25 protein-coding genes and 1 tRNA gene are annotated in these 25,955 nt (G+C 72.5%); 13 read left to right on the top strand and 13 right to left on the bottom strand.

What is annotated here, in order from left to right:
• Positions 1-25: 25 nt before the first annotated feature.
• A complete protein-coding gene (locus tag ACFP2E_RS10460) occupies positions 26-808 on the top strand; it encodes a DUF881 domain-containing protein (RefSeq protein ID WP_378524628.1) in 783 nt (260 codons plus the stop codon).
• A 3-nt stretch (positions 809-811) separates the two neighbouring features.
• On the opposite strand, the gene pknB is transcribed toward ACFP2E_RS10460, so the two are convergent.
• Genes pknB through ACFP2E_RS10425 form a run of 7 tightly spaced genes read right to left on the bottom strand, consistent with a single transcriptional unit; the run spans position 812 to position 9,396 of the window.
• Entirely contained in the window at positions 812-2,590 is a 1,779-nt protein-coding gene (gene pknB, locus ACFP2E_RS10455; protein WP_378524629.1) for a Stk1 family PASTA domain-containing Ser/Thr kinase, read from the bottom strand.
• Positions 2,587-4,023 carry a serine/threonine-protein kinase gene (locus tag ACFP2E_RS10450; protein WP_378524630.1) on the bottom strand — a complete coding sequence of 479 codons (1,437 nt, stop codon included), beginning with the start codon at positions 4,021-4,023 and terminating at the stop codon, positions 2,587-2,589. Before ACFP2E_RS10450 ends, pknB begins: the two co-directional genes overlap by 4 nt.
• Positions 4,020-5,501: a peptidoglycan D,D-transpeptidase FtsI family protein gene (locus tag ACFP2E_RS10445; protein WP_378524632.1), complete on the bottom strand. Its 1,482-nt coding sequence runs from the start codon at positions 5,499-5,501 to the stop codon at positions 4,020-4,022. Before ACFP2E_RS10445 ends, ACFP2E_RS10450 begins: the two co-directional genes overlap by 4 nt.
• Entirely contained in the window at positions 5,498-6,913 is a 1,416-nt protein-coding gene (locus tag ACFP2E_RS10440; RefSeq protein ID WP_378524633.1) for an FtsW/RodA/SpoVE family cell cycle protein, read from the bottom strand. The genes ACFP2E_RS10445 and ACFP2E_RS10440 overlap by 4 nt, the downstream gene beginning before the upstream one ends.
• Before the next feature lie 17 nt (positions 6,914-6,930).
• Entirely contained in the window at positions 6,931-8,202 is a 1,272-nt protein-coding gene (locus tag ACFP2E_RS10435; RefSeq protein WP_378524634.1) for a PP2C family protein-serine/threonine phosphatase, read from the bottom strand.
• Positions 8,199-8,681 carry an FHA domain-containing protein gene (locus ACFP2E_RS10430; protein WP_378524635.1) on the bottom strand — a complete coding sequence of 161 codons (483 nt, stop codon included), beginning with the start codon at positions 8,679-8,681 and terminating at the stop codon, positions 8,199-8,201. The genes ACFP2E_RS10435 and ACFP2E_RS10430 overlap by 4 nt, the downstream gene beginning before the upstream one ends.
• The gene (locus ACFP2E_RS10425; RefSeq protein ID WP_378524636.1) at positions 8,674-9,396 is read right to left on the bottom strand and encodes an FhaA domain-containing protein; all 723 of its coding nucleotides are present in this window, start codon (positions 9,394-9,396) and stop codon (positions 8,674-8,676) included. The genes ACFP2E_RS10430 and ACFP2E_RS10425 overlap by 8 nt, the downstream gene beginning before the upstream one ends.
• A gap of 258 nt (positions 9,397-9,654) precedes the next feature.
• Between ACFP2E_RS10425 and ACFP2E_RS10420 the strand changes: the two genes are divergently transcribed.
• Positions 9,655-9,738 (top strand) — tRNA-Leu (locus ACFP2E_RS10420).
• A 123-nt stretch (positions 9,739-9,861) separates the two neighbouring features.
• The gene (locus ACFP2E_RS10415; RefSeq protein WP_378524637.1) at positions 9,862-10,413 is read left to right on the top strand and encodes a Dps family protein; all 552 of its coding nucleotides are present in this window, start codon (positions 9,862-9,864) and stop codon (positions 10,411-10,413) included.
• A 30-nt stretch (positions 10,414-10,443) separates the two neighbouring features.
• On the opposite strand, the gene glpK (ACFP2E_RS10410) is transcribed toward ACFP2E_RS10415, so the two are convergent.
• Both glpK (ACFP2E_RS10410) and ACFP2E_RS10405 read right to left on the bottom strand, forming a co-directional pair.
• Positions 10,444-11,946 (bottom strand): glycerol kinase GlpK, encoded by a 1,503-nt coding sequence (glpK, locus tag ACFP2E_RS10410; RefSeq protein WP_378524638.1) that lies wholly within the window; start codon positions 11,944-11,946, stop codon positions 10,444-10,446.
• On the bottom strand, positions 11,943-12,713 hold the full coding sequence (locus tag ACFP2E_RS10405; RefSeq protein ID WP_378524639.1) for an IclR family transcriptional regulator: 771 nt from the start codon (positions 12,711-12,713) through the stop codon (positions 11,943-11,945). Before ACFP2E_RS10405 ends, glpK (ACFP2E_RS10410) begins: the two co-directional genes overlap by 4 nt.
• Before the next feature lie 159 nt (positions 12,714-12,872).
• On the opposite strand from ACFP2E_RS10405, the gene ACFP2E_RS10400 reads away from it, so the two are divergent.
• On the top strand, positions 12,873-13,703 hold the full coding sequence (locus ACFP2E_RS10400; RefSeq protein WP_378524640.1) for an MIP/aquaporin family protein: 831 nt from the start codon (positions 12,873-12,875) through the stop codon (positions 13,701-13,703).
• Between the two features lie 23 nt (positions 13,704-13,726).
• Positions 13,727-15,244 (top strand): glycerol kinase GlpK, encoded by a 1,518-nt coding sequence (gene glpK, locus ACFP2E_RS10395; protein WP_378524641.1) that lies wholly within the window; start codon positions 13,727-13,729, stop codon positions 15,242-15,244.
• Between the two features lie 6 nt (positions 15,245-15,250).
• Here the strand turns inward: glpK (ACFP2E_RS10395) and ACFP2E_RS10390 are convergent, their stop codons facing one another.
• A complete protein-coding gene (locus ACFP2E_RS10390; protein ID WP_378524642.1) occupies positions 15,251-16,132 on the bottom strand; it encodes an alpha/beta fold hydrolase in 882 nt (293 codons plus the stop codon).
• Positions 16,133-16,194: 62 nt separating this feature from the next.
• Here ACFP2E_RS10390 and ACFP2E_RS10385 point away from each other — a divergent pair, with 62 nt between their 5' ends.
• Positions 16,195-16,782: a maleylpyruvate isomerase family mycothiol-dependent enzyme gene (locus tag ACFP2E_RS10385; RefSeq protein WP_378524643.1), complete on the top strand. Its 588-nt coding sequence runs from the start codon at positions 16,195-16,197 to the stop codon at positions 16,780-16,782.
• A 23-nt stretch (positions 16,783-16,805) separates the two neighbouring features.
• Here ACFP2E_RS10385 and ACFP2E_RS10380 read toward each other — a convergent pair whose 3' ends face one another.
• Entirely contained in the window at positions 16,806-17,213 is a 408-nt protein-coding gene (locus tag ACFP2E_RS10380; protein WP_378524644.1) for a VOC family protein, read from the bottom strand.
• A gap of 63 nt (positions 17,214-17,276) precedes the next feature.
• Between ACFP2E_RS10380 and ACFP2E_RS10375 the strand changes: the two genes are divergently transcribed.
• Genes ACFP2E_RS10375 through ACFP2E_RS10360 form a run of 4 tightly spaced genes read left to right on the top strand, consistent with a single transcriptional unit; the run spans position 17,277 to position 20,543 of the window.
• Positions 17,277-17,606, top strand: a complete 330-nt coding sequence (locus ACFP2E_RS10375) for a hypothetical protein (RefSeq protein WP_378524645.1) — start codon at positions 17,277-17,279, stop codon at positions 17,604-17,606.
• Positions 17,607-17,646: 40 nt separating this feature from the next.
• Positions 17,647-17,952: a metal-sensitive transcriptional regulator gene (locus ACFP2E_RS10370; RefSeq protein WP_378524646.1), complete on the top strand. Its 306-nt coding sequence runs from the start codon at positions 17,647-17,649 to the stop codon at positions 17,950-17,952.
• A 31-nt stretch (positions 17,953-17,983) separates the two neighbouring features.
• Positions 17,984-18,190, top strand: a complete 207-nt coding sequence (locus tag ACFP2E_RS10365) for a heavy-metal-associated domain-containing protein (protein WP_378524647.1) — start codon at positions 17,984-17,986, stop codon at positions 18,188-18,190.
• A 10-nt stretch (positions 18,191-18,200) separates the two neighbouring features.
• Positions 18,201-20,543, top strand: coding sequence for a heavy metal translocating P-type ATPase (locus tag ACFP2E_RS10360; RefSeq protein ID WP_378524648.1), 2,343 nt, complete (start codon positions 18,201-18,203; stop codon positions 20,541-20,543).
• Here the strand turns inward: ACFP2E_RS10360 and ACFP2E_RS10355 are convergent.
• Positions 20,536-21,864, bottom strand: coding sequence for an MFS transporter (locus tag ACFP2E_RS10355; protein ID WP_378524650.1), 1,329 nt, complete (start codon positions 21,862-21,864; stop codon positions 20,536-20,538). The genes ACFP2E_RS10360 and ACFP2E_RS10355 overlap by 8 nt on opposite strands.
• A gap of 60 nt (positions 21,865-21,924) precedes the next feature.
• Between ACFP2E_RS10355 and ACFP2E_RS10350 the strand changes: the two genes are divergently transcribed.
• Positions 21,925-22,599, top strand: coding sequence for a hypothetical protein (locus tag ACFP2E_RS10350; RefSeq protein WP_378524651.1), 675 nt, complete (start codon positions 21,925-21,927; stop codon positions 22,597-22,599).
• On the opposite strand, the gene ACFP2E_RS10345 is transcribed toward ACFP2E_RS10350, so the two are convergent.
• A complete protein-coding gene (locus tag ACFP2E_RS10345; protein WP_378524652.1) occupies positions 22,567-22,728 on the bottom strand; it encodes a hypothetical protein in 162 nt (53 codons plus the stop codon). The two genes, ACFP2E_RS10350 and ACFP2E_RS10345, sit on opposite strands and share 33 nt — an antisense overlap.
• 295 nt (positions 22,729-23,023) lie before the next feature.
• Between ACFP2E_RS10345 and ACFP2E_RS10340 the strand changes: the two genes are divergently transcribed.
• Positions 23,024-24,415 carry an NAD-dependent malic enzyme gene (locus ACFP2E_RS10340; RefSeq protein ID WP_378524653.1) on the top strand — a complete coding sequence of 464 codons (1,392 nt, stop codon included), beginning with the start codon at positions 23,024-23,026 and terminating at the stop codon, positions 24,413-24,415.
• A gap of 112 nt (positions 24,416-24,527) precedes the next feature.
• Complete coding sequence (locus ACFP2E_RS10335; RefSeq protein WP_378524654.1) at positions 24,528-25,952, top strand: fatty acid desaturase; 1,425 nt, start codon at positions 24,528-24,530, stop codon at positions 25,950-25,952.
• The last annotated feature ends 3 nt before the right edge of the window (positions 25,953-25,955 follow it).

The following is a 25,955-nucleotide window of genomic DNA, read 5'->3' as shown; positions in this document are numbered from 1 at the left end:
TCGGGCGGGGGCTAGCGTAGTCGCCATGACCCCGGGATCCCACGCGAGGGCCGACGAGCCTGTGCCCTCTGGGCCGCCGCCTCGCCGGCCGTGGACGGCGTGGCGACTCGGCACCCCCGCCGTGGTCCTCGTATGCGGGGCCCTGTTCGTGGTCAGCGCCAGCAACAGCGAGGGCACCGACCTGCGCCCGGGTCGCTACACCGACCTCGCGTCGCTGGTCGAGGCCGAGAGCGAGCAGTACGCCGCCCTCGAGGCGCGCGTCCAGCAGCTCGACGCCGAGGTGGAGCAGCTGACCGAGACGGTGGACGACACCGGCGTACGCCGCTTCCAGCAGCGCATCGAGGAGATCGACGACCCCGCGGGGCTCACGCCCCGGTCGGGGCCGGGGGTGACGGTCACCCTCTCCGACGCGCCCGAGGACGTCATCAACTCGAGCACCCGTGACCTCAACCTGCTGATCGTCCACCAGCAGGACATCCAGGCGGTCGTCAACGCGATGTGGAAGGGCGGCGCCACGGCCGTGACCATCCAGGGCCAGCGCGTCGTCTCCACGACCGGCATCAAGTGCCAGGGCAACGCCGTGCTGCTGCAGGGCGTCCCCTACCCGCAGCCCTACGTCATCTCCGCCGTCGGCGACCAGGGCGAGCTGCTCGAGGCGATCGCCAACGACGACTACCTCGAGGTCTACCGCGAACAGGCGGCCGTGCCCGACATCTCCGTCGGGTGGGAGCAGGAGGTCGAGGACTGGATCCAGGCCCCGGCGTTCGAGGGCCTGCTCGACCTCAGCTACGCCGAGCCCCTGCGCTGACCCTCAGTCGCGCCGGCCGGGCGCGGCCGGCCGCTCCTGCGGGCTCGGCGAGTCCGTCGGGACCGTGGGGCCGTCGGTGGGGTCCTCGGTGGGCGAGGGCTCCTCGCTGGGCTCCTCCTCGTCCTCGACGGCCGACACCACGATCGTGACCGTCGAGCCCTCGCCGGCCTCCTCGCCGCCCTGCGGGCTCTGGTCGACGACCGTGCCCTTGGGCTCGTCGGTGTCGGTCGTCTCGACGACCCGCGGCTCGAAGCCCGCGTCGCGCAGCGTCTGCTCCGCCTCCTGCCGCTGCAGGCCGACCACGTCCGGGACCTCCTCGGGCCCGTCGGAGTAGATGACGGTGACGGTGCTCCCCTCGGGGACGCTCTCGCCCGGCGCCGGGTCCGTCTGCAGCACCTGGCCCGCCGGCTCGTCCGACTCGCGCTCCTCGAACTTCACCCTCAGTCCGCGGTCCGCGAGCGTGGCCCGGGCCTCGGAGCGCTGCTGGCCGATGACGAACGGCACCTCCACGACGGGCTTGCCGCTGGAGACGACGAGGTCGACCTCGGTCCCGGGAGGCACGAACTGGTCGCGGTTGGGGTCCTGCTCGAGGACCTCGTCCTTCTTGGCGTCGGAGTCGGGCCGGTAGGTCACCTCGCCCACCCCGAGCCCGGCGTCCCCGATCTCGGCGCGGGCGTCCGCCTCCGAGAGCCCGATGAGGTTGGGCATCCGGACGTCGTCCGGCACCTCCTCGAAGAGCTGGTTGCCGAGCCAGACGGCGGCCGCGAGCAGCGCGGCCAGCACGAGGGCGATGAAGACCCAGAGGCCGCCGCGGCTGCGGCGCTCGTCCTCCTCGACCGTCGGCGTGACCGTGGTGCCGTCGGGGCCGTCGTGACCGGTCGCCGCCGGGATCACCGACGTCGCCGGCACCGGCGGCAGCACGGCCTGGACGGGCCGGCCGGCGAGGTAGCGCTCGATGTCGCTGCGCATCGCCGCTGCGCTCTGGTAGCGGTCCTCGACGCGCTTCGCCAGCGACTTCATCACGATGGCGTCGAGCTCGGGCGGCAGGTCGGTGTCGTGGTCCGACGGCGGGGCCGCCGGCTCCCGGACGTGCTGGTAGGCGACGGCGACGGGGCTGTCGCCCACGAACGGCGGCCGGCCGGTGAGGAGCTCGTAGAGCAGGCAGCCCGCGGAGTAGACGTCGGACCGGGAGTCCACGGTCTCGCCGCGGGCCTGCTCGGGCGAGAGGTACTGCGCGGTGCCGACCACGGCCGCGGTCTGCGTCATGGTCGAGGAGGCGTCGGAGATCGCACGGGCGATGCCGAAGTCCATGACCTTGACGTCGCCGGTCGGCGTGAGCATGACGTTGCCGGGCTTGATGTCGCGGTGGATGATCCCCGCGCGGTGGCTGTAGTCGAGCGCCGAGAGGACGCCGCTGGTGATCTCCAGCGCCCGCTCCGGCAGGATCTTGCGGCCCTCCCGCAGGATGTCGCGCAGCGTCCGGCCGGCGACGTACTCCATCACGATGTAGGGCTGCGCGACGCCGGAGCCGTCCGTCGCCGGCTCCTCGCCGGTGTCGTAGACGGCGACGATGGCCGGGTGGTTGAGCGACGCCGACGACTGCGCCTCGCGCCGGAAGCGCGCCTGGAAGGTCGCGTCGCTGGCGAGGTCGGTGCGCAGCCGCTTGACCGCCACGGTTCGGCCGAGCCGCGTGTCCTGGCCCTTGCGGACCTCGGCCATGCCGCCCCGGCCGAGCAGCTCGCCGAGCTGGTAGCGGCCGCCGATCAGCTGTCCGGCGCTCATGCGGCCTCCTCGGTCTGGGGCGAGGTGTCACCGTCGCTGGGCTGCGTGGTCGACCCCGCCTCGCCTCCCGCCGGCGAGGCGGGAGGCGACGTCGGCTCGGTCGCGGTGGGCGCCTGGGTCGTGGGCTGCTCGGTGGGGGTCGGCGAGGGACTCTCCGTCGGGGTCTCGGTGGGGGCCTCGGTCGTGGGCTCCTCGGTCGGCGTCGGCGAGGGGCTCTCGGTGGGCTCCTCGGTCGTGGGCTCCTCGGTGGGCTGCTCGGTCGGCTCCTGCGTGGGCTCCTCCGTCTGCCGCGGCCGCTCCCGCTCGGAGGTGGTCGGCTCGGTCGGGTCCGGCTCCTCGTCGTCGCCTCCGGCGAGCACGACGAGCAGCACGACCGCGGCGACCACCGCGGCCGCGAGCAGCAGCCACAGCCACAGCCGCTTCCCGGGCCCGCCGCTGGTCGGCCCGGACGGCCCGGTCGCCGCGGCCGGAGCCACCGTGGTCGCACCGGTCGGCGGGACCGAGCCCATGACCTGGGTGGCCGGCTCGGCGGCAGCCGCACCTGCGGCAGCGGCGCCGGCGCCGGCGGCCGCAGCAGCCGCACCCGCCACCGAGGACGGGTCGCGCAGCGCCGCAGCGAATGCGGTGGCGTCAGGGAAGCGGTCCTCGGGCGACTTGGACATGGCCCGGCGGACCACGGCGGCCAGGTCGGCGGGCACGTGGGACGGCAGGTCGGGCACCGGCTCGCGCAGGTGCATCAGCGCCGTGGCGACCGCGGTCTCGGCGACGAAGGGCCGCTCACCCGCGAGGCACTCGAAGGCCACCACGCCGAGCGAGTAGACGTCGCTGGCCGGCGTCGCCGTGCCGCCCTGCGCCTGCTCCGGGGAGAGGTACTGGGGCGTGCCCATGACCTGGCCGGTCTCGGTCAGCGCCATGCCCTCGGTCGCGCGGGCGATGCCGAAGTCGGTGATCTTGACCGTCCGGTCGGGCGTCACCAGCAGGTTGGCCGGCTTCACGTCGCGGTGGACGATGCCGGCAGCGTGGGCGGCGCCGATCGCGTCGGCGGCCTGCGCCATCAGGTCGCGGGTGGCCTCGGTGTCGAGCGGCTGCCCCGGGCGCAGCAGCGCCGACAGCGGCTGGCCGTCGACCAGCTCCATCACGAGGTAGGGCCGGTGGACCCCCGATCCGTCGGTCGGGGTCGCCTCGCCCACGTCGAACACCGAGGCCACCCCGGGGTGGTGCAGCGACGCAGCGTGCTGCGCCTCGGTCTCGAACCGGGAGCGGAACGTCGGGTGGTCGGCGTACTCGGCCTTGAGCAGCTTGACCGCGACCTCGCGGCCCAACGCGGTGTCGGTGCCGCGCCAGACCTCGCCCATGCCGCCGGTGGCGATCCGGGAGTCGAGGCGATAGCGGCTCGCCGCGTCGACGAACTCGCCCGGTCCGAGGGTGCTCACCGGATCACCGCCTCCATGATCCGCTTGGCGATCGGGCCGCCGAGCGCGCCGCCGGCGATCTCGCCGCTCGGGATGTCGGCCCGCTGGATCATGACCGCGACCGCGACCTGCGGGTCGTCGGCCGGCGCGAAGGAGACGAACCAGGCGTACGGCGCCTGCCCCTCGACGCCGCTCTGGGCGGTGCCGGTCTTGCCGGCCACCTGCACGCCGGGGATGGCAGCGGGCGAGGCGGTGCCGTTGGAGACGGTGGACACGAGCATCTCGGTCAGCGCGGACGCCGTCTCCGGCGACACGGCCCGGGACAGCTCCGTCGGCTCGGTCTTCTCGAGGACGTCGAGCTCGGGCGAGCGGACCTCGTCGACGACGTACGGGCGCATCACGACGCCGCCGTTGGCGACACCGGCTGCCACCATCGCCATCTGCAGCGGGGTGGCGGTCAGGCTGCCCTGGCCGAAGCCGGCGAGCGCGGTCTGCGGCGCGTCGAGGTCGTCGGGGTAGCGCGAGGGCGCCTGCGAGGGCAGGTCCTCGAGGTAGCGGGAGTTCCAGCCGAAGGCCTCGGCCTGCTTCTGCATGTCCTCGGCGCCGACCTCGTCGGCGAGCGCCGCGAAGGTGGTGTTGCAGGACTGCTCCATCGCCTGGCGCATCGGAATCCGGTCGGTGCCGCAGGCGCGTCCGCCGTTGGTGACGACGTTGGACTCGCCGGACGTGAGCGGCAGCTGGTAGCGGTCGCCGCCGGGCACCAGCGCGTCGGCGCCGGAGTAGTTCCCGCTCTCCAGCGCGGCCGCGGCGGTGACGATCTTGAACGTCGAGCCCGGCGGCAGCGTGGTCTGCACGGCGCGGTTCAGAAGAGGCTGGCCCGGGGCGTCCTCGAGCTCCTCGGCGGCCTCGGCGACCGCGCGCAGGTCGTGGTCGGCGAGCCGGTTCGGGTCGAACGACGGCGTGGAGACCATCGCCAGGATCTTGCCGGTGGCCGGCTCGAGCGCGACGACCGAGGCCTCGATCTGCCCGCTGCCGAGGGCGGGGTTCTCTGTGAGCCCCTCCCACGCGGCGTCCTGCGCCGCCTGGTCGATGGTCAGCTGGACGCTGCCGCCCTTGGGGGAGGCGTTGGTCAGCAGGTCCGCGAGCCGGGTCACGAAGAGCAGCGAGTCGTCACCCGAGAGCACGTCGTTCTGCGATCGCTCGACGCCGGTCTGGCTGAAGTAGGAGAACCAGCCGGTGGTGTGGGCGTACTTGAACGGCTGGTCGTAGGTGCGCTGCCACTCGTACTGGTCGTCGGACTCGACGCTCTCGGCCACGGGCTCGCGGCCGACCAGGATGGCGCCGCGCTCCGCGGAGAACGCCGCCTCGATGACCCGCCGGTTGCGCGGGTCGTCGCCCAGGCCGTCCGCCCGGTAGTACTGCAGGTAGGTGGCGTTGAGCATCAGCGCCAGGAACAGCAGCAGACAGAAGATCGACAGCGTGCGGATCGGCTTGTTCATCGCTGGACCTTCACCACCTGGGTCATCTCGGCGTCGGCTTCGGAGTCGTCGACGTCGAGCGAGGGCGCGGGTCGGCGGGCCTGGTCGGAGATGCGCAGGAGCAAGGCGATGATCACCCAGTTGGCAACGAGGGACGAGCCGCCGTACGAGAGGAACGGCGTGGTGAGACCGGTGAGCGGGATGAGGCGGGTGACGCCGCCGATGACGACGAACACCTGGAGCGCGAGGACGGCCGCGAGTCCGGCGGCCACCAGCTTGCCGAAGCCGTCGCGGCACACCAGTGCGGCCCGCAGCGCGCGCTCGACGAGCAGGCCGTAGAGCAGGATCACGGCGATGACGCCGGTCAGGCCCAGCTCCTCGCCGAGCGCGGCCACGATGAAGTCGGACTCGGCGAACGGGATCCGCTCCGGGCTTCCCTCGCCGAAGCCGCGGCCGGTCAGACCGCCCCACGCCATCCCGAACATCGCCTCCACGATCTGGCCGCTGCCCGGCGTCTGGTCGTAGTAGGGCATCGGGTCGAGCCAGATGTTGACGCGGTTCCGGACGTGGCCGAACAGCTGGAAGGCGATCGCCGCGCCGCCGAAGAAGAGCAGCCCGCCGACGACCAGCCAGCCCGGGCGCTCGGTGGCGACGTAGAGCATCACCAGGAACAGGCCGAAGAACAGCAGGCTGGAGCCGAGGTCGCGCTGGAACACGAGGATGCCGAGGCTGACCAGCCACATCGCGAGGATCGGGCCGAGGTCGCGCCCACGCGGCAGGTCGACGAAGAGCAGCCTGCGGCCGGCCAGGGCGAGGGCGTCGCGGTGGAGCACGAGGTAGCCGGCGAACGCGATGACCAGGAGCACCTTCGCGACCTCGCCCGGCTGGAAGCTGAACGGGCCGAGGCTGATCCAGATCCGCGCGCCGTTCACCTCCTTGCCGAGTCCCGGCACCATCGGCAGCAGGAGCAGCACGATCGAGGACAGCCCGAGCGTGTAGGTGATCCGCTGCAGCATCCGGTGGTCGCGCAGCAGCACCAGCGCCGCGAGGAACAGCACCACGCCGAGCGTCATCCACACCAGTTGCTGCTGGGCGAAGTCGTGCTGGGTGCGGCCGGCGCCCTCGTAGGCGAGGTCGAGCCGGTGGATGAGGGCGAGGCCGAGCCCGTTGAGCGCGGCCACCACCGGCAGCAGCACGGGGTCGGCGTACGGCGCGACCACCCGCACCACCACGTGGCAGGCGATCACGAGCGCGGCGAGCCAGCCGCCGTACCCGATGAGGTTCGTGGGGACCTCGCCCTGCACGCCGAGGCCGACTGCGGCGTAGGCGCCGATGCCGACGGCGAGCGCGAGGACGAGCAGGAAGAGCTCGGCCCCGCGGCGTCGCCGGTGGACGAAGCCGAGGAGGCTGTGGTTGCCGGTCTGCTGTGCCATGTCGTTCCCAGCCCCGCTCAGCCGCGTGCCGACTCGGTCGAGACGGTCTGGCGCGCGGCGAGGTTCTCGACGGTACGCCGGGCGTCGTCGAGGTCGCCCGCGTCGATGCCGCGCCGCACCTTGTCGGCGTCGAACTCGGAGAGCCGGTCGATCTCGACGTTGGTGGTCTCGTAGGGCGAGGACAGGTCGAGGCCCGGCAGGTCGGCGTTCAGCCCGCGGTAGATGGTGACCCTCCCGTCGTTCTCCCCCACGTAGTACTGGCCCTGGCTCCACGACCAGGCGGCGGCCGCGCCGATCCAGAGCAGCCCGACGACGATGAGGCCGACGAGCAGCCGCTTGGCCCACACGAAGCGGCGCGGCGCCCGCGGCGCGTAGCGCGCCTCCTCGGGGTCGATCGGGTCGGCCGGGATGGCGAACGGGACGTCGTCGGGGATGTCGGCGGCGACGGGCTCGAGCTCGCCGGTGTCGCCGGACCGGTGGCCGCGGAAGAGGCTGGTCATCCCGCCGCCGCGGCGGCGGCGCAGGTCGGCGACCGCGCCCACGAGCAGCGGCCGCACGTCGGCGGGCATCTCGCCGGTCACGACGTCGGCGACGATGCAGGTGACGTTGTCGGTGCTGCCGCCGTCGAGGCTGGCGCGGACCAGCTCGGTGGCGGCGAAGTCGGCGCTCCCGGTCGACAGGATGTCGGCGAGCCGGGCGTTGTCGAGGACCCCGGACGCGCCGTCGCTGCACAGCAGCAGCCGGTCGCCGACCTCGAGCTCGACGTGGAAGATGTCGGGCTCGGCCTCGTGGATGCCGTCGATGGCCTTGAGGATGAGGTTGCGGTGGGGGTGGACCCGCGCCTCCTCCTCGGTGATCCGGCCCTCGTCGATCAGCGTCTGCACGAAGGTGTGGTCGCTGGTGAGCTGGCTGATCTCGCCCTGGCGGTAGAGGTAGGCGCGGCTGTCGCCGACGTGGCCGATGACGGCCTTCTCGCCGTCGAAGAGCGCCACGGTCGCGGTGGTGCTGGTGCCGTTGAGGGCGGGCTCCTCGTCGACGAGCTCGCCGATCCGGTCGTGGGCGCGGTGCAGGGCGCCCGCGACCCGGGCGACCGGGTCGTCGGAGGGGGCCGCGTCGAGCCGGCGCAGCTGCTGGATCGCGGTGCTGGACGCGATGTCGCCGCGGGCGGCGCCGCCGACGCCGTCGCAGACGATGAGCGCCCAGGGGCCGGCGTACCCGGAGTCCTGGTTGTCCTTGCGGACCCGGCCGACGTCGGAGATCGCGGCGTAGTCGAGACGCACCCCGGTCACTTCCTGAGCTCGAGGGTCGTCTTGCCGATCCGCACCTGGGTGCCGAGGGTCAGCGTCGTCGGCTGGGTGATGCGGACGCTGCCGATGTAGGTGCCGTTGGTGGAGCCGAGGTCCTCGACGAACCACTGGTCGCCGGAGGCGGCGATCCGGGCGTGGCGGGTCGAGACGTAGTCGTCGTCGAGCCGGATGGCGGCGTCGGCCCCGCGGCCGATCAGGATCGGGGCGTCGTCGAGGCTCGCGGTCTCGCCGGCGTTGGCGCCGTCGACGACCACGACCTGGCTCGGGCTGCCGCGCCGCTTGGCCGGCTTGGCGGGCTTGGGTGCCTTCGCCTTGCGGCCGCCGGGCGACGGTGCGCGACCCGGCTCGGGCGCCCGCGCGCCGAACATGTCGGAGCGGACGACCGAGATCGCGGAGAGGACGAAGATCCAGAGGATGGCGAGGTAGGCCAGGCGGATCAGGAACAGCGTCAGCTCAGACATCCACGTCCTCCTGGATGACCGACACGGTCATCTCGGTGTTGCCGATCTTGACGGTGGACCCGTCGCGCAGTGCCGTGTGGGTGATGCGGTGGCCGTCCACGAGCATGCCGTTGGTCGACCCGAGGTCGCGCACACTGATCCGCAGGTCCTGGCCCTGGGACCCGGACATCGAGACCTCGAACTCCACGTGACGGCGACTCACGCCCGGGTCGTTGATCCGGATGTCGGCCTCGGTGCCGCGGCCCACCACGAGGCCCGGCGGCTGGAGCGGGTGGCGCGTCCCGTTGACCTCGAGCAGCGCCCGCGCCCGGGTCACCTGGGTGTGGGTGGCGCTTCCGGTCACCCGGGCCCGCGCGGTGCTGCGGATCCGGAACCGGCCGGTGGTCAGGTCGTCGGCCGCCTCGAACGCGATGGCGACCGGGCCCGGGAAGACGTAGCCCTGCGTGTCGGCGTGCTGCTGGACCTGCTTGGTCATCTCCTCGGCCATCGCCGAGTCGTACGGCGCGAGCCGGTCGAGGTCGGTCTGCGAGAGCTCGACGTGGAAGTCGTTGGGGACCATCCGCCGGTCGCGGGAGAGGATCTGGGTGTTGTTGTCGCACTCGCGCTGCAGCGCCGCCGCGATCTCCACCGGCTGCACGGCGCTGCGGAACGCGCGGGCGAAGGCCCCCGAGATCATCTGCTCCAGCTTGTGCTCGAACTTCTGGAGTCCGCCCATCGTCCGCCTCCTCTCCGCCAGTCGCTCGGTGCCCGGGACACGACCGACGGCTCGCCGGTCGAGCAAGTCGCACCGATCGTATCGGTGCCGGGGTGCAGCGTTTCCCGCCGCACCGCCGGGCAAACTGTGATGCTGCCCGGAGGTCGGCCAGAGGTCGGCCCGAGGTCGGCCGGAGGCCCGCCGCGGCGCCCGCCGTGCCGCCGGGCGACCCGGGTTTGGGGATGTCCGTGGGGCTGGGATAGCCTTGCCGGGCTTCAAGCGCGAGTGGCGGAATAGGCAGACGCGCACGGTTCAGGTCCGTGTGTCCGAAAGGACGTGGGGGTTCAACTCCCCCCTCGCGCACATGAGGCGAAGGCCCCGGCTCCGGCCGGGGCCTTCGGCATTTGCAGCCACGATGGCGACCCGAAGTGGTGTGACTTTCAACCAAACCCGTTTCGCGGTGGCGATCGCGGGTACGACCACCTCATGTCCAACACGAAGCTGCACTACACGGTCCCCGGTCTGAGCGAGTCCGACGCGACCCGCGTCGTCGAGCTCCTGCAGGACAGGCTGCACGCCTGCAACGACCTCCACCTGACGCTCAAGCACGTGCACTGGAACGTCGTCGGTCCGCACTTCATCGCGGTCCACGAGATGCTCGACCCGCAGGTCGACGCGGTGCGCGGCTTCGCCGACGACCTGGCGGAGCGCATCGCGACCCTGGGCGGCTCGCCGACCGGTACGCCGGGCGCGCTCGTCGAGGCCCGCTCGTGGGGTGAGTACAGCATCGGCCGCGCCACCACCCAGGAGCACCTCGCCGCCCTGGACCTCGTCTACAACGGCGTCATCACCAGCTACCGCGAGGGCATGAAGGAGCTCGCCGAGCTCGACCCGGTCACCGAGGACATGTTCATCGGGCAGACCGAGCAGCTCGAGCTCTTCCACTGGTTCATCCGGGCGCACCTCGAGGACAAGGGCGGTCATCTCGCGACCGAGGGTGCGACCTCCGAGCAGGAGGCTGCTCGCCAAGCCAGCTGACCCACGACACGGGGGCGGGCCGCCGCCGGCTCAGGAGGGAGCCGGCCGGCGGCCCCACTCGATCGACAGCTCGACCGCCTTGCGCCAGCAGGCGAGCTGCGCGGCACGGGTCTCGGGGGCCATGGTGGGGCGCCACTCGGCGGCCCGGTGCCACAGCGAGCGGAGCACCGCGCGGTCCGGCCAGTAGCCGACGCCGAGGCCGGCGGCGTACGCCGCCCCGAGGGCCACGCTCTCGGCCGCCAGGGGCCGCACGACGGGGACGTCGAGGACGTCGGCCAGGGTCTGCATCAGCAGGTTGTTCGCCGTCATCGCCCCGTCCACGGCCAGGAAGGCCATCGGTGCGCCGGCGTCGGCGTTCATCGCCTCCACCACGTCCCGGGTCTGCCAGGCCGTCGCCTCGAGCACCGCGCGGGCGAGATGGCCCTTGGTCACGTCGGAGGTGAGGCCGACCACGATCCCCCGCGCCTCCGTCTCCCAGTAGGGGGCGGTGAGGCCGGAGAACGCGGGGACCACGTAGCACCCCCCGTTGTCGTCGACCGTGCACGCCAGCGTCTCGATCTCGGCAGGCGTGCGAACCAGGTCGAGGCCGGAGCGGCACCACTCGACCAGTGCCCCGGCGACTGCCACCGACCCCTCGAGCGCGTAGACGGCGCCCTCCTCCTCCGTCGCGTAGGCGACCGTCGTGATCAGCCCGGAGCGCGACCGCACCGGTGCGCTCCCGGTGTTCATCAGCAGGAAGCTGCCGGTCCCGAAGGTGCACTTCGCGCGGCCGCGCTCGAACGCGGTCTGCCCGAACAGCGACGCCTGCTCGTCGCCGATGACCCCCGAGATGTGCAGGCCCGGCACCGCGTGGCGCGTCGTCCCGAAGTCGCCGACGCTGGGCCGGATCTCGGGGAGCATCGAGCGCGGGATGGCCATGCAGTCGAGCAGCTCGTGGTCCCACTGGAGGGTGGTGAGGTCCATCAGCATGGTCCGGCTGGCGTTGGTCACGTCGGTCACGTGCAGGCCGCCCGTGAGCTTCCAGACCAGCCAGCTGTCCATCGTGCCGAAGAGCAGGTCGCCGCGCTCGGCCCGCTCGCGCAGCCCGGGGTCGCTGTCGAGGATCCAGCGCAGCTTGGGGCCGGAGAACCAGCTCGCCAGCGGCAGGCCCGTCCGGCGGGTGAGCTCCGCGGCGTCGAAGCCGCTGGTCAGCTCGGCCAGGTTGGTGGCGGTGCGCGTGTCCTGCCAGACGACGGCCCGCGTCACGGGCCGGCCGGTGAGCCGGTCCCACACCACGACGGTCTCGCGCTGGTTGGTGATCCCCAGGCCGACGACCTGGTCGGCGGATGCTCCGGCGTCGGCGAGGGTCTGCGGCAGCAGGTGGCAGACGTGCTGCCAGATCTCCTCGGCGTCGTGCTCGACCCGGCCCGGCGCCGGGTGGTGCTGGCGGTGCCGGCGCTGGGCGGCCGAGACCATCCGGCCCTGCCGGTCGAACAGCAGGCACCGGGTCGTGGTGGTGCCCTGGTCGATGGCGGCGACGTAGCGCGTGCTCACCGGTCCCGCCCGTGGCCGAGCTCGCGGGAGATGGACCGGCCGGCGGCCACCACGTGGGTCGCCAGGTCCGGGCGGGGGCGGAGGCGCGCGTCGCAGAGCGACTCGACGGAGCCCAGGATGCCGACGGCTGCGACCACGTGTCCGGCCCGGTCCCGGACCGGGGCGGCGATGCCCACCTCCCCCGGCTGCTCCTCCTCCACGGCTGCGGCCCAGCCAGCCTCGCGGACGGCGGCGAGGTCTCGCAGCAGCCGGGACCGGTCGGTCTCCGTGCGGTACGTCAGGCTCTCGAGCTCGCCCGACCCGAGGGCCCGGACCGCACGCGGGTCGTGGGCCAGCAGCACCTTCCCCCACGCCGTCGCGTGCAACGGGAGCCGTGCCCCGGTCCTGACCTGCTGCTCGCTGCCGTCGGGGCGGAAGACGTGGTGGGCGACCTGCACCTCGCCCGCCGTGAGGACGGCGACGAGTGCGGCCTCACCGGTGCGGGCGGCGAGGGCGTCGGTCCAGCCCAGGGCCCGGCTGCGGATCTCGTGCACGTCGAGGCTCCGCGCGCCCAGCTCCCGCAGCCCGGCCCCGGCGACGTAGCACCCGGAGGCCGGGTCCTGGTCGACGAAACCCACCTCGCGCAGCGTCTGGAGCAGCCCGTGCGCGGTCGTCTTGGCCAGGCCCAGCGCGGTCGCCAGCTGGCCGAGGCTGGTGGGCCCGTCCTCGACCGCCAGCAGCTGCAGGATGGCCGCAGCGCGCGTGACGGACTGCACCCGGGATGCCATGCCGGACAGCCTTCCCCGTGTTCGGCATCGTCGAACGTCCGTCTTTCGGTGATGTCGAACGCGGCCCGTTGTCCAGATGCTCCGGGCCTCCTAGGGTCCCGCGGTCCGCGTCACCGCGAAGGGGAGAAGACCATGCAACGGCTCACCAGACGGACCCTGATGGGTGAACTGATCGCCGAGTTCGCCGGGACGATGATCCTGATCCTGTTCGGGGTCGGCGTGGTGGCGCAGGTGGTGACCAGCGAGGGTGCGCTGGGTGACCACGACTCGATCGCCTGGGCCTGGGGGCTGGGCGTCACGTTCGGCGTCTACACGGCGGCGCGGATCAGCGGGGCGCACCTCAACCCCGCGGTCAGCGTGGCGCTGGCCGCGTTCAGCGACTTCCCCTGGCGCAAGGTCGCACCCTTCGCGCTGGCCCAGACGCTGGGCGCCTTCGCCGCCGCCCTCCTGGTGCGCGTCCTGTACTCCGACGCGATCGCGGCCATCGACCCCGAGCACACCATCGCCACCCAGGGCATCTTCTCCACGCTCCCCGGCAACGGTGCGATGGACGTGAGCACGACGACGGCGTTCCTCGACCAGATCCTCGGCACGGCGATCCTGCTCTTCCTGATCCTCGCGGTCACCGACTCGCGCAACGACGCCCCCGTCGCCTGGATGGCGCCGTTCATCGTCGGCCTGATCGTCGTCGCCATCGGCATGGCGTGGGGCACGAACGCCGGCTACGCCATCAACCCGGCCCGTGACTTCGGTCCCCGGCTCGCGTCGTTCCTCACCGGCTACGAGACAGCGTTCGAGGACCAGTACGGCACCCTCTACTTCTGGGTTCCGATCATCGGACCGCTCATCGGTGGCCTTCTCGGCGCCGCTGCCTACAAGATGGGCATCTCCCGCTTCATGCCTGACGAGGACGAGCCCGGGGAGGTCGGGAAGATCCCGCTCGAGGAGCCCCGCGTCGACCGCGTCCCCACCGCGTCCCAGTCCAACTGACCGCACACCGAGAGGCTCACACCATGGCTGACTACGTCGGCGCCATCGACCAGGGCACCACCAGCACCCGGTTCATGATCTTCGACCACGGCGGCAACGAGATCGCCCGGCACCAGCTCGAGCACGAGCAGATCATGCCGAAGCCGGGCTGGGTCGAGCACAGCCCCTACGAGATCTGGGAGCGCACGAGCTCGGTGCTCAAGACGACGCTGGACCGTGCCGGCCTGGAGGGGTCCGACCTCGCCGCGCTGGGCATCACCAACCAACGCGAGACCACGGTGGTCTGGAACCGGAGGACCGGTCGTCCGTACTACAACGCGATCGTCTGGCAGGACACCCGCACCGACCGCATCGCGTCGGCGCTGGACCGCGACGGGCGGGGCGACGTGATCCGCCGCAAGGCCGGTCTGCCGCCCGCGACGTACTTCTCCGGCGGCAAGATCCAGTGGATCCTCGAGAACGTCGACGGGGTGCGGGAGGCGGCCGAGGCCGGGGACGCGATCTTCGGCAACACGGACAGCTGGCTGCTCTGGAACCTCACCGGCGGCACCCGCGGCGGCGTCCACGTCACCGACGTGACCAACGCCAGCCGCACCATGCTGATGGACCTCGAGACCCTCGACTGGGACGACGAGCTGCTGGAGATGTTCGGCATCCCGCGCCAGATGCTCCCCGAGATCCGGCCCTCCTCCGACCCGAAGTTCTACGGCCACACGCTCGAGGACGGCCCCCTCGGCGCCGAGGTCCCGCTCGCGGCGAGCCTCGGCGACCAGCAGGCCGCCATGGTCGGGCAGGTGTGCCTGAGGCCCGGGGAGGCGAAGAACACCTACGGCACCGGCAACTTCCTGCTGCTCAACACCGGCACCGAGCTGGTGCGCTCCGAGAACGGCCTGCTCACCACGGTCTGCTACCAGTTCGGCGACGAGGCGCCGGTCTACGCGCTCGAGGGGTCGATCGCGGTCACCGGCTCCGCGGTCCAGTGGCTCCGCGACCAGCTGGGGCTGATCTCCGGCGCAGCGCAGAGCGAGAGCCTGGCCCGTGAGGTGGAGGACAACGGCGGGGTGTACTTCGTGCCCGCCTTCTCGGGCCTGTTCGCCCCCTACTGGCGCTCCGACGCGCGCGGGGTGATCGTCGGGCTCTCCCGCTTCAACACCAACGCGCACATCGCGCGGGCAGCCCTGGAGGCGATCTGCTACCAGAGCCGCGACGTCGCCGACGCCATGGAGAAGGACTCGGGGGTGAAGCTCGAGGTGCTCAGGGTCGACGGCGGCGTGACGGCCAACGACCTGTGCATGCAGATCCAGGCCGACGTGCTGGGCGTCCCGGTCAGCAAGCCGGTGGTGGCGGAGACGACCGCCCTCGGTGCGGCGTACGCCGCGGGGCTCGCGGTGGGCTTCTGGAAGGACCACGAGGAGCTGCGGCAGAACTGGAACGAGGACAAGCGCTGGGAGCCCCGGTGGTCCGACGAGCAGCGCGAGGAGGGCTACCGCGGCTGGCGCAAGGCGGTGGACCGGACCCTCGACTGGGTCGACGTGGACTGACCAGGGTCAGCCGGTCGTGAAGGCGCCCCGGATCGCGGTGATGATCGCGTCCGGGGCGTCCTCCTGGATGTAGTGGCCGGCCTGCTCCAGCCGCACCAGGGTCGCCCCGGGGAAGGTCTGCTGCCACCGCGCGATGACGCTCTCGCGCCCCAGCGCGGGGTCCTGCTTGCCGAAGACGAGCAGTACCGGCTTGTCGGCGAGCCGGTCCTGCACCCGCTTCTCCAGCTCGGCCAGCCATGGGCCGGCGTCGCGGATCTGCCGCGGGAAGTTCGCGATGCCCCGGCGGGACTCGGGCGTCGGGACGACGGCCGAGTAGTGCCCGAACTCGGCCTCGCTGAGCCGCACCCGCAGCGTCCGTTTCATGAGCGGGCTGACGAAGAAGTTGCGCTGGGTGATCAGCCACTGCAGCGGCCGCGAGCTCATGACGGCGCTGAACGAGCGGAACAGGCGGGTGTCCGCCGGCCAGAACCAGGTGTTCCCCATGACCAGGCCGACCACGCGGTCAGGCCGCTGCGAGGCGACCTCCATCCCGATCGGACCGCCCCAGTCCTGGCCCATCACCAGCATGCCGTCGAGCCCGAGGTGGTCGACGAGCTCACCGACCACGCGGGCGTGCTCGGCGGAGGTGTAGCCGTAGCGCTCGGGGTGCGACGAGAGGCCGAACCCCGGGTAGTCGGGGACGACGCAGCGGAAGCTGTCGCGCAGGCCGGCCACGATCCGGCGGTAGAGGAAGCCCCAGTCCGGGTTGCCGTGCAGCAGCAGGAGCGGCGGGCCCTCGCCCTCGTCGATGTAGTGGACGGGCCCGGCGGAGCTCTCGAACCACCGCGACTCGAACGGGAAGAGCTCGGGCGAGGGGGAGAAGTCGACGATGCCTGCGGGTCGTTCCATGACCGGGCCTCCCTGGACCGCGTTGCCTCGACCGCTGCTCGCTTCGATGCTACTCAGGGCGCATGCCACTGCACACGGTCGTGACACCCGAGCTCTTCCTCGAGGTCCACTCCGCCTCCGTCGAGGCCCTCCTGCCGCTGGCCGACCGGGACTGGACCGCGCCGTCGGCCAACCCGGGGTGGTCGTGCGCCGACACGGTGGCCCACCTGGCGGACGCCTACTTCGCCCACGCGGGCCGGATCGTCGCCCAGCCCGACGCCGGCTTCGTGCCCGGCGAGGTGCGCCCCGACGAGGGCGCCGGGGTGGCGGAGCTGCTGCAGCTGCTCTCCGCCTGCGCCGGCCTGGTCGCCGCCGCCGGGCTCTCGGCGGACCCCGAGTCCCGGGCCTGGCACCCGTGGGGCACCTCCGACCCCGAGGGCTCGCTGGCCATGGCGGCGGCCGAGGGGCTGCTGCACACCTGGGACGTGACCAGCGCGCTCGGCAGCGACTGGCGGCCGCCCTCGGCGCTCTGCTCGCCGGTCCTCGACCGGCTGTTCCCCGATGCTCCGAACGTCGACCCGACCGAGGCCTTGCTGTGGTGCACCGGGCGGACGGCGCTCGACGATGCGCCACGACTGGCGTCGTGGCGGTGGTGGTCTGCGGTCCGGTGAGAGGGGGTGAGCGTGGCCGTCCCTCAGGTGGTGATGCGGAACGACCGCGGCGGTGGTGTGCCGCGCTCGGCCGCGCCCCGCTCGATGCAGAACTCGTTGCCCTCCGGGTCCGCCAGCGTGACCCACCCGGACCCGTCCTCCCCGCGGTGGTCACCCAGCACGGTCGCGCCGGCCGCGACCGCGCGCTCGACCAGCTCGTCCCGCGTGCAGTCGTCGGGCTGCAGGTCGAGGTGGACCCGGTTCTTCGCCGTCTTCCCCTCCGGCACGGGGATGAAGAGGAGCCCGGTGCCCGAGTGCGGGAACGACGGCGCCAGCACGACCTCGGGGTCGTCGTCCCAGTAGAGGTTCCACCCGGTGAGGACCTGCCAGAATCCCGCCAGGGCTCGGGCGTCGGCGCAGTCGAAGGTGATGTTGTGAACGAGAACGGCCATGGCCGAAGCATGGCGCAGCCTTCCCCGCGGGAGGAGGATCGCCAGGATCTCCGGTGGCTCCTCGTGACCACGACGGTGGCCGCTCTGGTCCTCGCCGCAGTTCCGCCCCTCCTCGGTGGCCTGGCCACCCTCCTGGAGCTCGAGGGCCCGATCGGCAGCCTGGGGATCTGGTTGCTCTGGTTCTTCCCGTTCCTCGTGGCACCGCCCCTGGCCGCTCTCATGCTCGTGGTGGTGGCCGCCCCGCTGGCCCTGGTGGCCGGTCGCATGAAGTCCCGCCGTGGCCGCTGGCTCGGCAGGACGGCCCTGGTGCTGGGGATGCTCGGCCTGCTGCTGGTCGTGCTCGGGGCCATGGTGACGGCGACCGTGCTCGTGGTCGGGACCCTCGATCCCTGACGCCTTGAGTCATACCCATGGGGGGTATATGGTCGAGGGCATGGGAACGACGGACGCGCCCCACCAGCACGGGTACCTCCACGCCAAGGACGACTACCTCAAGCGGCTGCGCCGCATCGAGGGCCAGGCGCGGGGGCTGCAGCGCATGGTGGAGGAGGAGCAGTACTGCATCGACATCCTCACGCAGGTGTCGGCCATGACCAAGGCCCTTCAGTCGGTGGCCCTCGGCCTCCTCGACGAGCACATGGCGCACTGCGTCGCCGACGCCACCCGCCAGGGCGGACCGGTCGCCGAGGAGAAGCTGAAGGAAGCCTCCGACGCGATCGCCCGGCTCGTCCGTTCCTGACCACCCGCACCCCGACTGCCAGGAGAACCACGTGAGCACGACCCGCACCTTCACCGTCACGGGCATGACCTGCGGCCACTGCGTCGCCTCGGTGACCGAGGAGGTCCAGGAGATCGACGGCGTCCAGGACGTCGCCGTCGAGCTCGAGACCGGCACCCTCACCGTGACCAGCGCCCAGCCGCTCGACGACTCCGCCGTCCAGGCCGCCGTCGAGGAGGCCGGGTACGCCCTCGCCTGACAGGAGCCCCGTGAGCGCCCCCAACCAGACCGGCGACCAGCCCATCGCCCAGCAGGACAGCAGCAGCGTCGAGCTCGCCATCACCGGCATGACCTGCGCGTCGTGCGCCAACCGGATCGAGCGCAAGCTCAACAAGCTCGACGGCGTCACCGCCAGCGTCAACTACGCCACCGAGAAGGCGAAGGTGAGCTGGGACGGCGAGGTGACCCACGACGACCTGCTGCGGACCGTGGAGGCCGCGGGGTACCAGGCGCGGGTCTCGACGAGCTCGACCGCCTTGGCGGGCGAGGTCTCGAAGGGCGGGGTCTCGACGAGCTCGACCGCCGATGCGGAGCTCGACGGGCTGCGGCAGCGGCTGCTGGTCTCCGCCACCCTGACGGTGCCGGTCATCGCCCTGGCGATGGTGCCGGCCTGGCAGTTCGACTTCTGGCAGTGGCTCTCGCTCACCCTCGCTGCCCCGGTGGTGGTGTGGGGGGCGTGGCCGTTCCACCGCGCCACCGCCACCAACCTGCGCCACGGCACCACCACCATGGACACGCTGGTGTCCGTCGGGGTGCTGGCGGCGTTCGGCTGGTCGCTCTACGCCCTGTTCTGGGGCCACGCTGGCATGCCCGGCATGACCCACACCTTCTCGTTCACCGTGGAGCGCACCGACGGCAGCGGCAACATCTACCTCGAGGTCGCCGCGGGGGTGACGACGTTCCTGCTGCTGGGCCGCTACCTCGAGAAGCGGTCCAAGCGGCGCGCCGGCGCCGCGCTCCGGGCCCTGCTCGACCTCGGCGCCAAGGACGTGGCCGTGCTCGAGGACGGCGCCGAGCGCTGGATCCCCGCGGAGCAGCTGGCCGTCGGCATGCGCTTCGTCGTCCGCCCGGGCGAGAAGGTCGCGACCGACGGCCTCGTCGAGGAGGGCACCTCCGCCGTCGACTCCTCCCTGCTGACGGGTGAGCCGGTCCCCGTCGAGGTCGGGCCCGGCGACGCGGTCACCGGCGCGACCGTCAACGCCGGCGGCCGGCTGGTCGTCCGGGCGACCCGGGTCGGCGCCGACACCCAGCTCGCGCAGATGGCGCGGCTCGTCGAGGAGGCGCAGAACGGCAAGGCCGAGGTGCAGCGGCTCGCCGACCGGGTCTCCGGGGTCTTCGTCCCCTTCGTCATCGCGCTGTCCCTTGCCACGCTGGCCGGCTGGGTGCTCGCGGGCGGCGGCTGGGGCACGGCGTTCACGGCGGCCGTGGCGGTGCTGATCATCGCCTGCCCGTGCGCGCTGGGGCTCGCCACGCCGACCGCGCTGATGGTCGGCACGGGACGCGGCGCCCAGCTCGGCATCCTCATCAAGGGTCCCGAGGTCCTCGAGTCGACCCGTCGGGTGGACACCGTCGTCCTGGACAAGACCGGGACCGTGACCACCGGCGAGATGACCCTGCTCGGCGTGGAGCCGCTGCCGGGCGAGGACGCCGACACCGTGCTGCGGCTGGCCGGGGCGCTCGAGGACTCCTCCGAGCACCCCATCGCCCGGGCGGTCGCCCGGGGCGCCCGGGAGCGGGACCTCGCGCTGCCGAAGGTCACCGACTTCACCAACCTGGAGGGCCTCGGTGTCCGCGGCACCGTCGTGAACGGCGCGGTCCACGAGGGGGAGAACCCGTACCCGCCGCACCACGAGGTCGTCGTCGGCCGGGCCCGGCTCCTCGAGGAGGAGTGGTCGCGTCCGGTACCTCCCGAGCTCGCCCGGGCCATGGACCGTGCCCGCGAGTCGGGCGCCACCGCCGTGGCCGTGGGCTGGGACGGTGCTTCCCGCGGCGTGCTCGTCGTCGGGGACCGGGTCAAGGACTCCTCGACGGAGGCGGTGGCACGCTTCCGAGAGCTCGGCCTCACCCCGTTCCTGCTCACCGGCGACCACGCCACCGCAGCCCGTGCCGTCGCCGAGGAGGTCGGCATCGACGACGACCGGGTCGTCGCCGACGTGCTGCCGGCCGACAAGGTCGACGTCGTGAAGCGGCTCCAGTCCGAGGGCCGGGTCGTCGCCATGGTCGGCGACGGCGTCAACGACGCGGCCGCGCTGGCGCAGGCCGACCTGGGCCTGGCCATGGGCACCGGCAGCGACGTCGCGATCGAGGCCGGTGACCTGACGCTGGTGCGCGGTGACCTCCGGGTGGCCGCCGACGCGATCCGGCTCTCGCGGCGGACCCTGGCCACCATCAAGGGCAACCTGTTCTGGGCGTTCGCCTACAACGTCGCGGCGCTGCCGCTCGCCGCGGCGGGACTGCTCAACCCGATGCTGGCGGGCGCGGCGATGGCGTTCTCGTCGGTCTTCGTGGTGACGAACAGCCTGCGGCTGCGGCGGTTCCGGGCGCTCAGCTGACCGGCTCGTCCCGCAGCGGGTGCGCGATCTCGTCCTGCCGCAGCCCCGCCCAGACCACGGTGACCACGCCGGCCACCACCGGGACGACGCCCGCGACGATGAAGGTGGCGCGCAGGCCGATGGCCTGCGAGACCGGCCCGGCCAGGGCCATCGAGACGGGCATCAGGCTCAGCGACACGAAGAAGTCGAGCGACGCGACCCGCCCCAGCAGGTGCGGCGGGACCCGGCGCTGCAGCAAGGTCCCCCAGATCACCATCGGCGCCGAGAACAGGGCGCCCATCACGAAGCCCGCGGCAACGACCTGCCACACCGCCTCGGCGAGGACCATGGCCACGAACGGCAGGCACGCGACGCCCCAGGTGAGGTTCATCCACGAGAGGTAGCGGCGCGGCATCCGCGCGGCGCCCATGCCGAGCGAGCCGAGAGCGCCGCCGATGCCGAAGGCGGCGAGCACCATCGCGTGCGCCCCCGGGCCGCCGTCGAGCCGCTCCTTCACCAGGAACGGCACGAGCACCTCGAGCGGCCCCATGACCACGAGCACCATCACCGAGGCGTAGAGCAGCGTGCCCAGCAGCCACGGCGTCCGGACCATGTAGCGGAAGCCCTCGGCCATGTCGGTCAGCGCCGTCCGGAACGGGTGGGCCGCGTGCGAGGCGTCGAGCTCGCGGCGTACCGGCGTGCGGGGCACCGCCGTCAGCGCGAGCAGGCCGAGCGCCGACGCGACCGCGGCGATGGCGAACGCCGCGCCGGGCGAGGCGACGCCGACGACCACGCCGGCGACGCCGGGCCCGACGGCCTGCTGGATTGTGGGACGGACCATGCCCTCGAAGCCGTTGACCGCCTGGAGCGTCTCCTCGGGGACGAGCGCGGGCAGCCAGGCCGAGTAGGCGGGGTAGTAGAACGCCATCCCGGCGCCGGTCACGAACGAGACTGCGGCGAGGTGCCACACCGCGGTCGCGTCGGCCAGCGCCAGGGCCCCGACCAGCGCGATGCCGACGGTCTCGACGGCGGCGACCACGAGCAGGATGGACTTCTGGGGCACCCGGTCGGCGACGACGCCCGCGACGAGTGCGGGGAGCAGCACCCCGACCGCACCTGCGGTGGACGCAACCGACAGCTGGGTCGGGCCGCCGCCCAGCCGGATGACCTCCCACACGAGCGCCACCACCCACACGCCCGAGGCGAACGTGCTGAGCACGAGGGCTAGGGCCAGGCGCCGGTAGCCGGGAGTCGAGAAGGGGGCCAGTGCGCGCGGGATCCGGCGTCCGGTCCGCTGGTCGAGCAGGGTGTCGACGAGCTGCTCCGCGACCGGGTCCGACATGGCGCCTCCCCTCCCCGGGTCGAGCGAGCTCCCGCGGGCGGGCGCCGCGATACTGGGATCATGCCCGACCAGCGCCAGCGTTCCCACCGCCGCAGCCGGGCACTGCTGCTCGGCGTGATCGTGGTCCTGGTGAACGTGCCGCTGGTGCAGTCGCTGTGGCTGGACTGGCGGGTTGAGCGGTCCGGCGTCGAGGTGACGGGCACCGTCACCGAGCAGCGCGTCAGCGACCCGGACGGGGACCCCCGTTACTGGATCGCCTTCCGGCTCCCCGCCACCGTCGACCCGGCCCGGGACCAGTGGCCGGCCCAGGTGGAGGAGGAGACCTACGACCGGGCGTCGACGACGGGGGAGGTCCGGGTGCGGGTGCTGCCCGACCGGCCCTCGGCCCACGAGGTGAAGGGCGAGGTACGTCGCTGGGCGGGCCTGGTCACCACGCTGGTCGTCGACGGGCTGCTGGTGCTGGTGCTGCTGATCCTGTGGCGCTCGGGCGGCCGGCCGGACCTGGTGCCGGTCCGGATGTCGGCCGTGGCGGACCTCGAGCCGTCACCGCCGGGAGCGGTGCTCGAGGAGCAGGACGACGCGTCGTACATCGTGCGCGGCGAGGTGGTCGAGACCGACGAGCACGAGGTGGTGCTGGTGGTCGGCGACCGGGTCGTGGTCATCGTCCTCGACGGGCACCGGAACCCGGTGCTGCCGCCGGAGTCAGCGCAGGTCAGGGCGCGCCGGCTGGACTGACGCGTCGGCGGTCACCCGGACCGCGCGGCGGGCGGGCATCCCGTTCATCACGAGGATCGCGACCATCGCGATCGGAACGAGCAGCACGAACGCGGCTGTCATCCCCAGGACAACGCTGATGAACGGCATCTCCACTCCTCGCCGTCGTCGACGGCTGTCGTCGGTGTCGAACTCTCGTGCTCGGGTCTGTCGGGGCGGCCGACCCGGCTGGACGAGAGACGGCCGACCCGCTCGGGAGGTTGCTCCAGCGCCGCTCGCAGGAAACACTGGTCTAGACCGGCTGGAAGCCTATCGGGCGCCGGGCGCCCGGCGTTCCGGGGCCCGGCCCCACCGGGTGTGACCCGGATCATGGTGGGGTGTCTCCGGCGGGCCCGAGGGCCGCAGTGACTTGCCCGTAACCATGCGGGACGGGTGGGATTGCCACATGGCCGCCACCACGTCGTCGTACTCGATCACCATGCGCCTCCACACGGCGCCGGACCACGGCATCGTCGGCGCGGTGGCCAACGCCATCTCGCACGCCGGCGGCATCGTCACGGCCATCGACGTCGCGGAGTCCAGCCACGAGCGGCTCGTCGTCGACGTCACCTGCTCGGCGAGCGACTCCGACCACTCCGAGCAACTGGTCGCCGAGGTCGACGCGGTCGACGGCGTCGAGGTCTACAAGGTCAGCGACCGGACGTTCCTGCTGCACATCGGCGGCAAGATCGAGGTCGGCTCGAAGGTGCCGCTGAAGAACCGCGACGACCTGTCGATGGCCTACACGCCGGGTGTCGGCCGGGTGAGCTCCGCGCTCGCGCAGAACCCTGAGGACGTGCCGCGGCTGACCATCAAGGGCAACTCGGTGGCCGTCGTGACCGACGGCTCGGCCGTGCTCGGCCTCGGCAACATCGGCCCGGGCGCCGCGCTGCCGGTCATGGAGGGCAAGGCCGCCCTCTTCAAGCGTTTCGCCGACATCGACGCCTGGCCGATCTGCCTGGCCAGCCAGGACACCGACGAGATCGTCCGCGCGGTCGAGATGATCGCGCCGGGCTTCGGCGGCATCAACCTCGAGGACATTGCCGCGCCGCGCTGCTTCGAGATCGAGCGCCGGCTCCGCGAGAGCCTCGACATCCCCGTCTTCCACGACGACCAGCACGGCACCGCCATCGTCGTGCTGGCCGCGCTCACCAACGCGCTGCGCGTCGTCAAGAAGGAGATGGCCGCGGTCCGGGTCGTCGTCTCCGGCGGCGGCGCGGCCGGCACCGCCATCGTGACCCTGCTGCTCGCGGCCGGCGTGACCGACGTCGTCGTGGTCGACCGGGAGGGCGCGCTGTCCGCGGACGACGAGACGCTCTCGCCCGCCCACCGCGAGCTCGCCGCGGCCACCAACCCGCGCCGGGTCCGCGGCGACCTGCGCACGGCGCTGCAGAGGGCGGACGTCTTCATCGGCGTCAGCGCCCCGCGCATCCTCCAGCCCGAGTGGATCAAGGAGATGGCGGACGAGGCCGTGGTCTTCGCGCTGGCGAACCCCGACCCGGAGGTCGACCCGACCGAGGCCGAGAAGTACGCCGCCGTCGTGGCCAGCGGCCGCTCGGACTACCCGAACCAGATCAACAACGTGCTGGCCTTCCCGGGCGTCTTCCGCGGCCTGCTCGACGCCCGCGCGTCCGAGATCACCACCGAGATGCTGCTCCGCGCCGCCGAGGCGATCGCCCTGGTCGTCAAGGACGACGAGCTCAACCCGAACTTCATCATCCCGACCGTGTTCCACCCCGACGTGCCGAAGGCGGTCGCCCACGCGATCTCGGGCAAGCCGGCCGGCAGCCCCGAGTAGCCGGGCGCGGGCGGGCGGCCCGCACCACGACTTGACATTCCGGGACCTCTTGTCAAAGAGGTTTACAGATCCTATGGTCATGTAAACCGCTGCCGAGGCCCCGGAGGTCCGCATGCCCAGCCCCAACAGCACCGTCCCCGCCGGCTCGACCGAGCAGTGGCGCGACCGGAAGCGCCACCTGTGGCTGATCGGTCTGGTCGTCCCCTCGCTGGCGTTCGTCGGCCTCGGCGGCTGGTGGCTGACCGGGTGGGCCGCCTGGCTGTGGATCGGGCCGATCGTGGTCCTCGTCATCGTGCCGACCATCGACCTGGTCGCTGGGCTGGACCGCGCGAACCCGCCCGACGACCTCATCGAGGCGCTGGAGAACGACCGCTACTACCGGTGGATCACCTATCTTTTCCTGCCGATCCAGTACGCCGGCTTCGTCGGCGCGATGTGGCTGATCGGCGGCACCGACCTGCTCGGCACCTGGGAGAAGGTCGGGCTCGCGGTCTCCGTTGGCTGCATCGGCGGGATCGGGATCAACACGGCGCACGAGCTCGGCCACAAGAAGGAGTCGCACGAGCGGTGGCTGTCCAAGATCGCGCTCGCGCCGGTCTTCTACGGCCACTTCTACATCGAGCACAACCGCGGCCACCACGTCCGCGTCGCGACGCCCGAGGACCCGGCGTCGAGCCGGGTCGGCGAGAGCTTCTACGAGTTCTGGCCGCGCACGGTCCGGGGGTCCCTGACGTCGGCCTGGCGGCTGGAGAAGCGCCGGTACGCGCGCCGCAGGCAGCACCCCTTCCGCCTGGGCAATGACGTGCTGAACGCCTGGCTGATGTCGGTGGTGCTGTGGGGCGCGCTCGTCGCCTGGCTCGGCCCGGCGCTGCTGCCGTACCTGCTGCTGCAGGCGGTCGTTGGCTTCTCGTTGCTCGAGGTCGTCAACTACATGGAGCACTACGGGATGCTGAGGCAGAAGGTCGGCGTCGGCGACCGGCAGCGTTACGAGCGGGTCGACCCCTCCCACTCGTGGAACTCCAACAACATCGCCACGAACGTGCTGCTCTACCACCTGCAGCGTCACAGCGACCACCACGCGAACCCCACCCGGCGCTACCAGGCGCTGCGCGACTACGAGGAGTCGCCGGTGCTCCCGACCGGCTACGCCGGCATGATCGTGATCGCCATCGTCCCGGCCGTCTGGCGCCGGGTGATGGACCCGCGGGTGCTGGCCCACTTCGACGGCGACCTGCGCCGTGCCAACCTGCACCCGCGCAAGCGTGACCGGATCCTGGCGAAGTACCCGCCGCCGGCCGACGACGCGGTCGGGTCGGGCTCGGCCGCCGCGCGCGCGACCGGGGCCACGGGGCCGGCCGAGGTGCTCGCCGCCCGGTGCCCGGGCTGCGGCTACACCTACGAGGTGGAGCTTGGCGACGAGCACGAGGGCTTCGCGGCCGGCACCGCGTGGGCCGACGTCCCCGACACGTGGTGCTGCCCCGACTGCGGCGTCCGCGAGAAGGTCGACTTCGTACCGGTGGAGCCCGCCCGCGCCTGAGCG

The organism is Nocardioides sp. GCM10027114 (genome assembly GCF_042659625.1).
GTDB lineage: Bacteria > Actinomycetota > Actinomycetes > Propionibacteriales > Nocardioidaceae > Nocardioides.
This window is presented reverse-complemented; position numbering and strand designations above follow the sequence as displayed.

What these genes read in the sequence shown, in the direction of transcription:
- ACFP2E_RS10460 (WP_378524628.1), top strand. Translation starts at nt 26, where the DNA reads ATGACCCCGGGATCCCACGCGAGGGCCGACGAGCCTGTGCCCTCTGGG.
- pknB (WP_378524629.1), bottom strand. Translation starts at nt 2,590, where the DNA reads ATGAGCGCCGGACAGCTGATCGGCGGCCGCTACCAGCTCGGCGAGCTG.
- ACFP2E_RS10445 (WP_378524632.1), bottom strand. Translation starts at nt 5,501, where the DNA reads ATGAACAAGCCGATCCGCACGCTGTCGATCTTCTGTCTGCTGCTGTTC.
- ACFP2E_RS10440 (WP_378524633.1), bottom strand. Translation starts at nt 6,913, where the DNA reads ATGGCACAGCAGACCGGCAACCACAGCCTCCTCGGCTTCGTCCACCGG.
- ACFP2E_RS10430 (WP_378524635.1), bottom strand. Translation starts at nt 8,681, where the DNA reads ATGTCTGAGCTGACGCTGTTCCTGATCCGCCTGGCCTACCTCGCCATC.
- ACFP2E_RS10425 (WP_378524636.1), bottom strand. Translation starts at nt 9,396, where the DNA reads ATGGGCGGACTCCAGAAGTTCGAGCACAAGCTGGAGCAGATGATCTCG.
- ACFP2E_RS10415 (WP_378524637.1), top strand. Translation starts at nt 9,862, where the DNA reads ATGTCCAACACGAAGCTGCACTACACGGTCCCCGGTCTGAGCGAGTCC.
- ACFP2E_RS10405 (WP_378524639.1), bottom strand. Translation starts at nt 12,713, where the DNA reads ATGGCATCCCGGGTGCAGTCCGTCACGCGCGCTGCGGCCATCCTGCAG.
- ACFP2E_RS10400 (WP_378524640.1), top strand. Translation starts at nt 12,873, where the DNA reads ATGGGTGAACTGATCGCCGAGTTCGCCGGGACGATGATCCTGATCCTG.
- glpK (WP_378524641.1), top strand. Translation starts at nt 13,727, where the DNA reads ATGGCTGACTACGTCGGCGCCATCGACCAGGGCACCACCAGCACCCGG.
- ACFP2E_RS10390 (WP_378524642.1), bottom strand. Translation starts at nt 16,132, where the DNA reads ATGGAACGACCCGCAGGCATCGTCGACTTCTCCCCCTCGCCCGAGCTC.
- ACFP2E_RS10385 (WP_378524643.1), top strand. Translation starts at nt 16,195, where the DNA reads ATGCCACTGCACACGGTCGTGACACCCGAGCTCTTCCTCGAGGTCCAC.
- ACFP2E_RS10380 (WP_378524644.1), bottom strand. Translation starts at nt 17,213, where the DNA reads ATGGCCGTTCTCGTTCACAACATCACCTTCGACTGCGCCGACGCCCGA.
- ACFP2E_RS10370 (WP_378524646.1), top strand. Translation starts at nt 17,647, where the DNA reads ATGGGAACGACGGACGCGCCCCACCAGCACGGGTACCTCCACGCCAAG.
- ACFP2E_RS10355 (WP_378524650.1), bottom strand. Translation starts at nt 21,864, where the DNA reads ATGTCGGACCCGGTCGCGGAGCAGCTCGTCGACACCCTGCTCGACCAG.
- ACFP2E_RS10350 (WP_378524651.1), top strand. Translation starts at nt 21,925, where the DNA reads ATGCCCGACCAGCGCCAGCGTTCCCACCGCCGCAGCCGGGCACTGCTG.
- ACFP2E_RS10345 (WP_378524652.1), bottom strand. Translation starts at nt 22,728, where the DNA reads ATGCCGTTCATCAGCGTTGTCCTGGGGATGACAGCCGCGTTCGTGCTG.
- ACFP2E_RS10340 (WP_378524653.1), top strand. Translation starts at nt 23,024, where the DNA reads ATGGCCGCCACCACGTCGTCGTACTCGATCACCATGCGCCTCCACACG.
- ACFP2E_RS10335 (WP_378524654.1), top strand. Translation starts at nt 24,528, where the DNA reads ATGCCCAGCCCCAACAGCACCGTCCCCGCCGGCTCGACCGAGCAGTGG.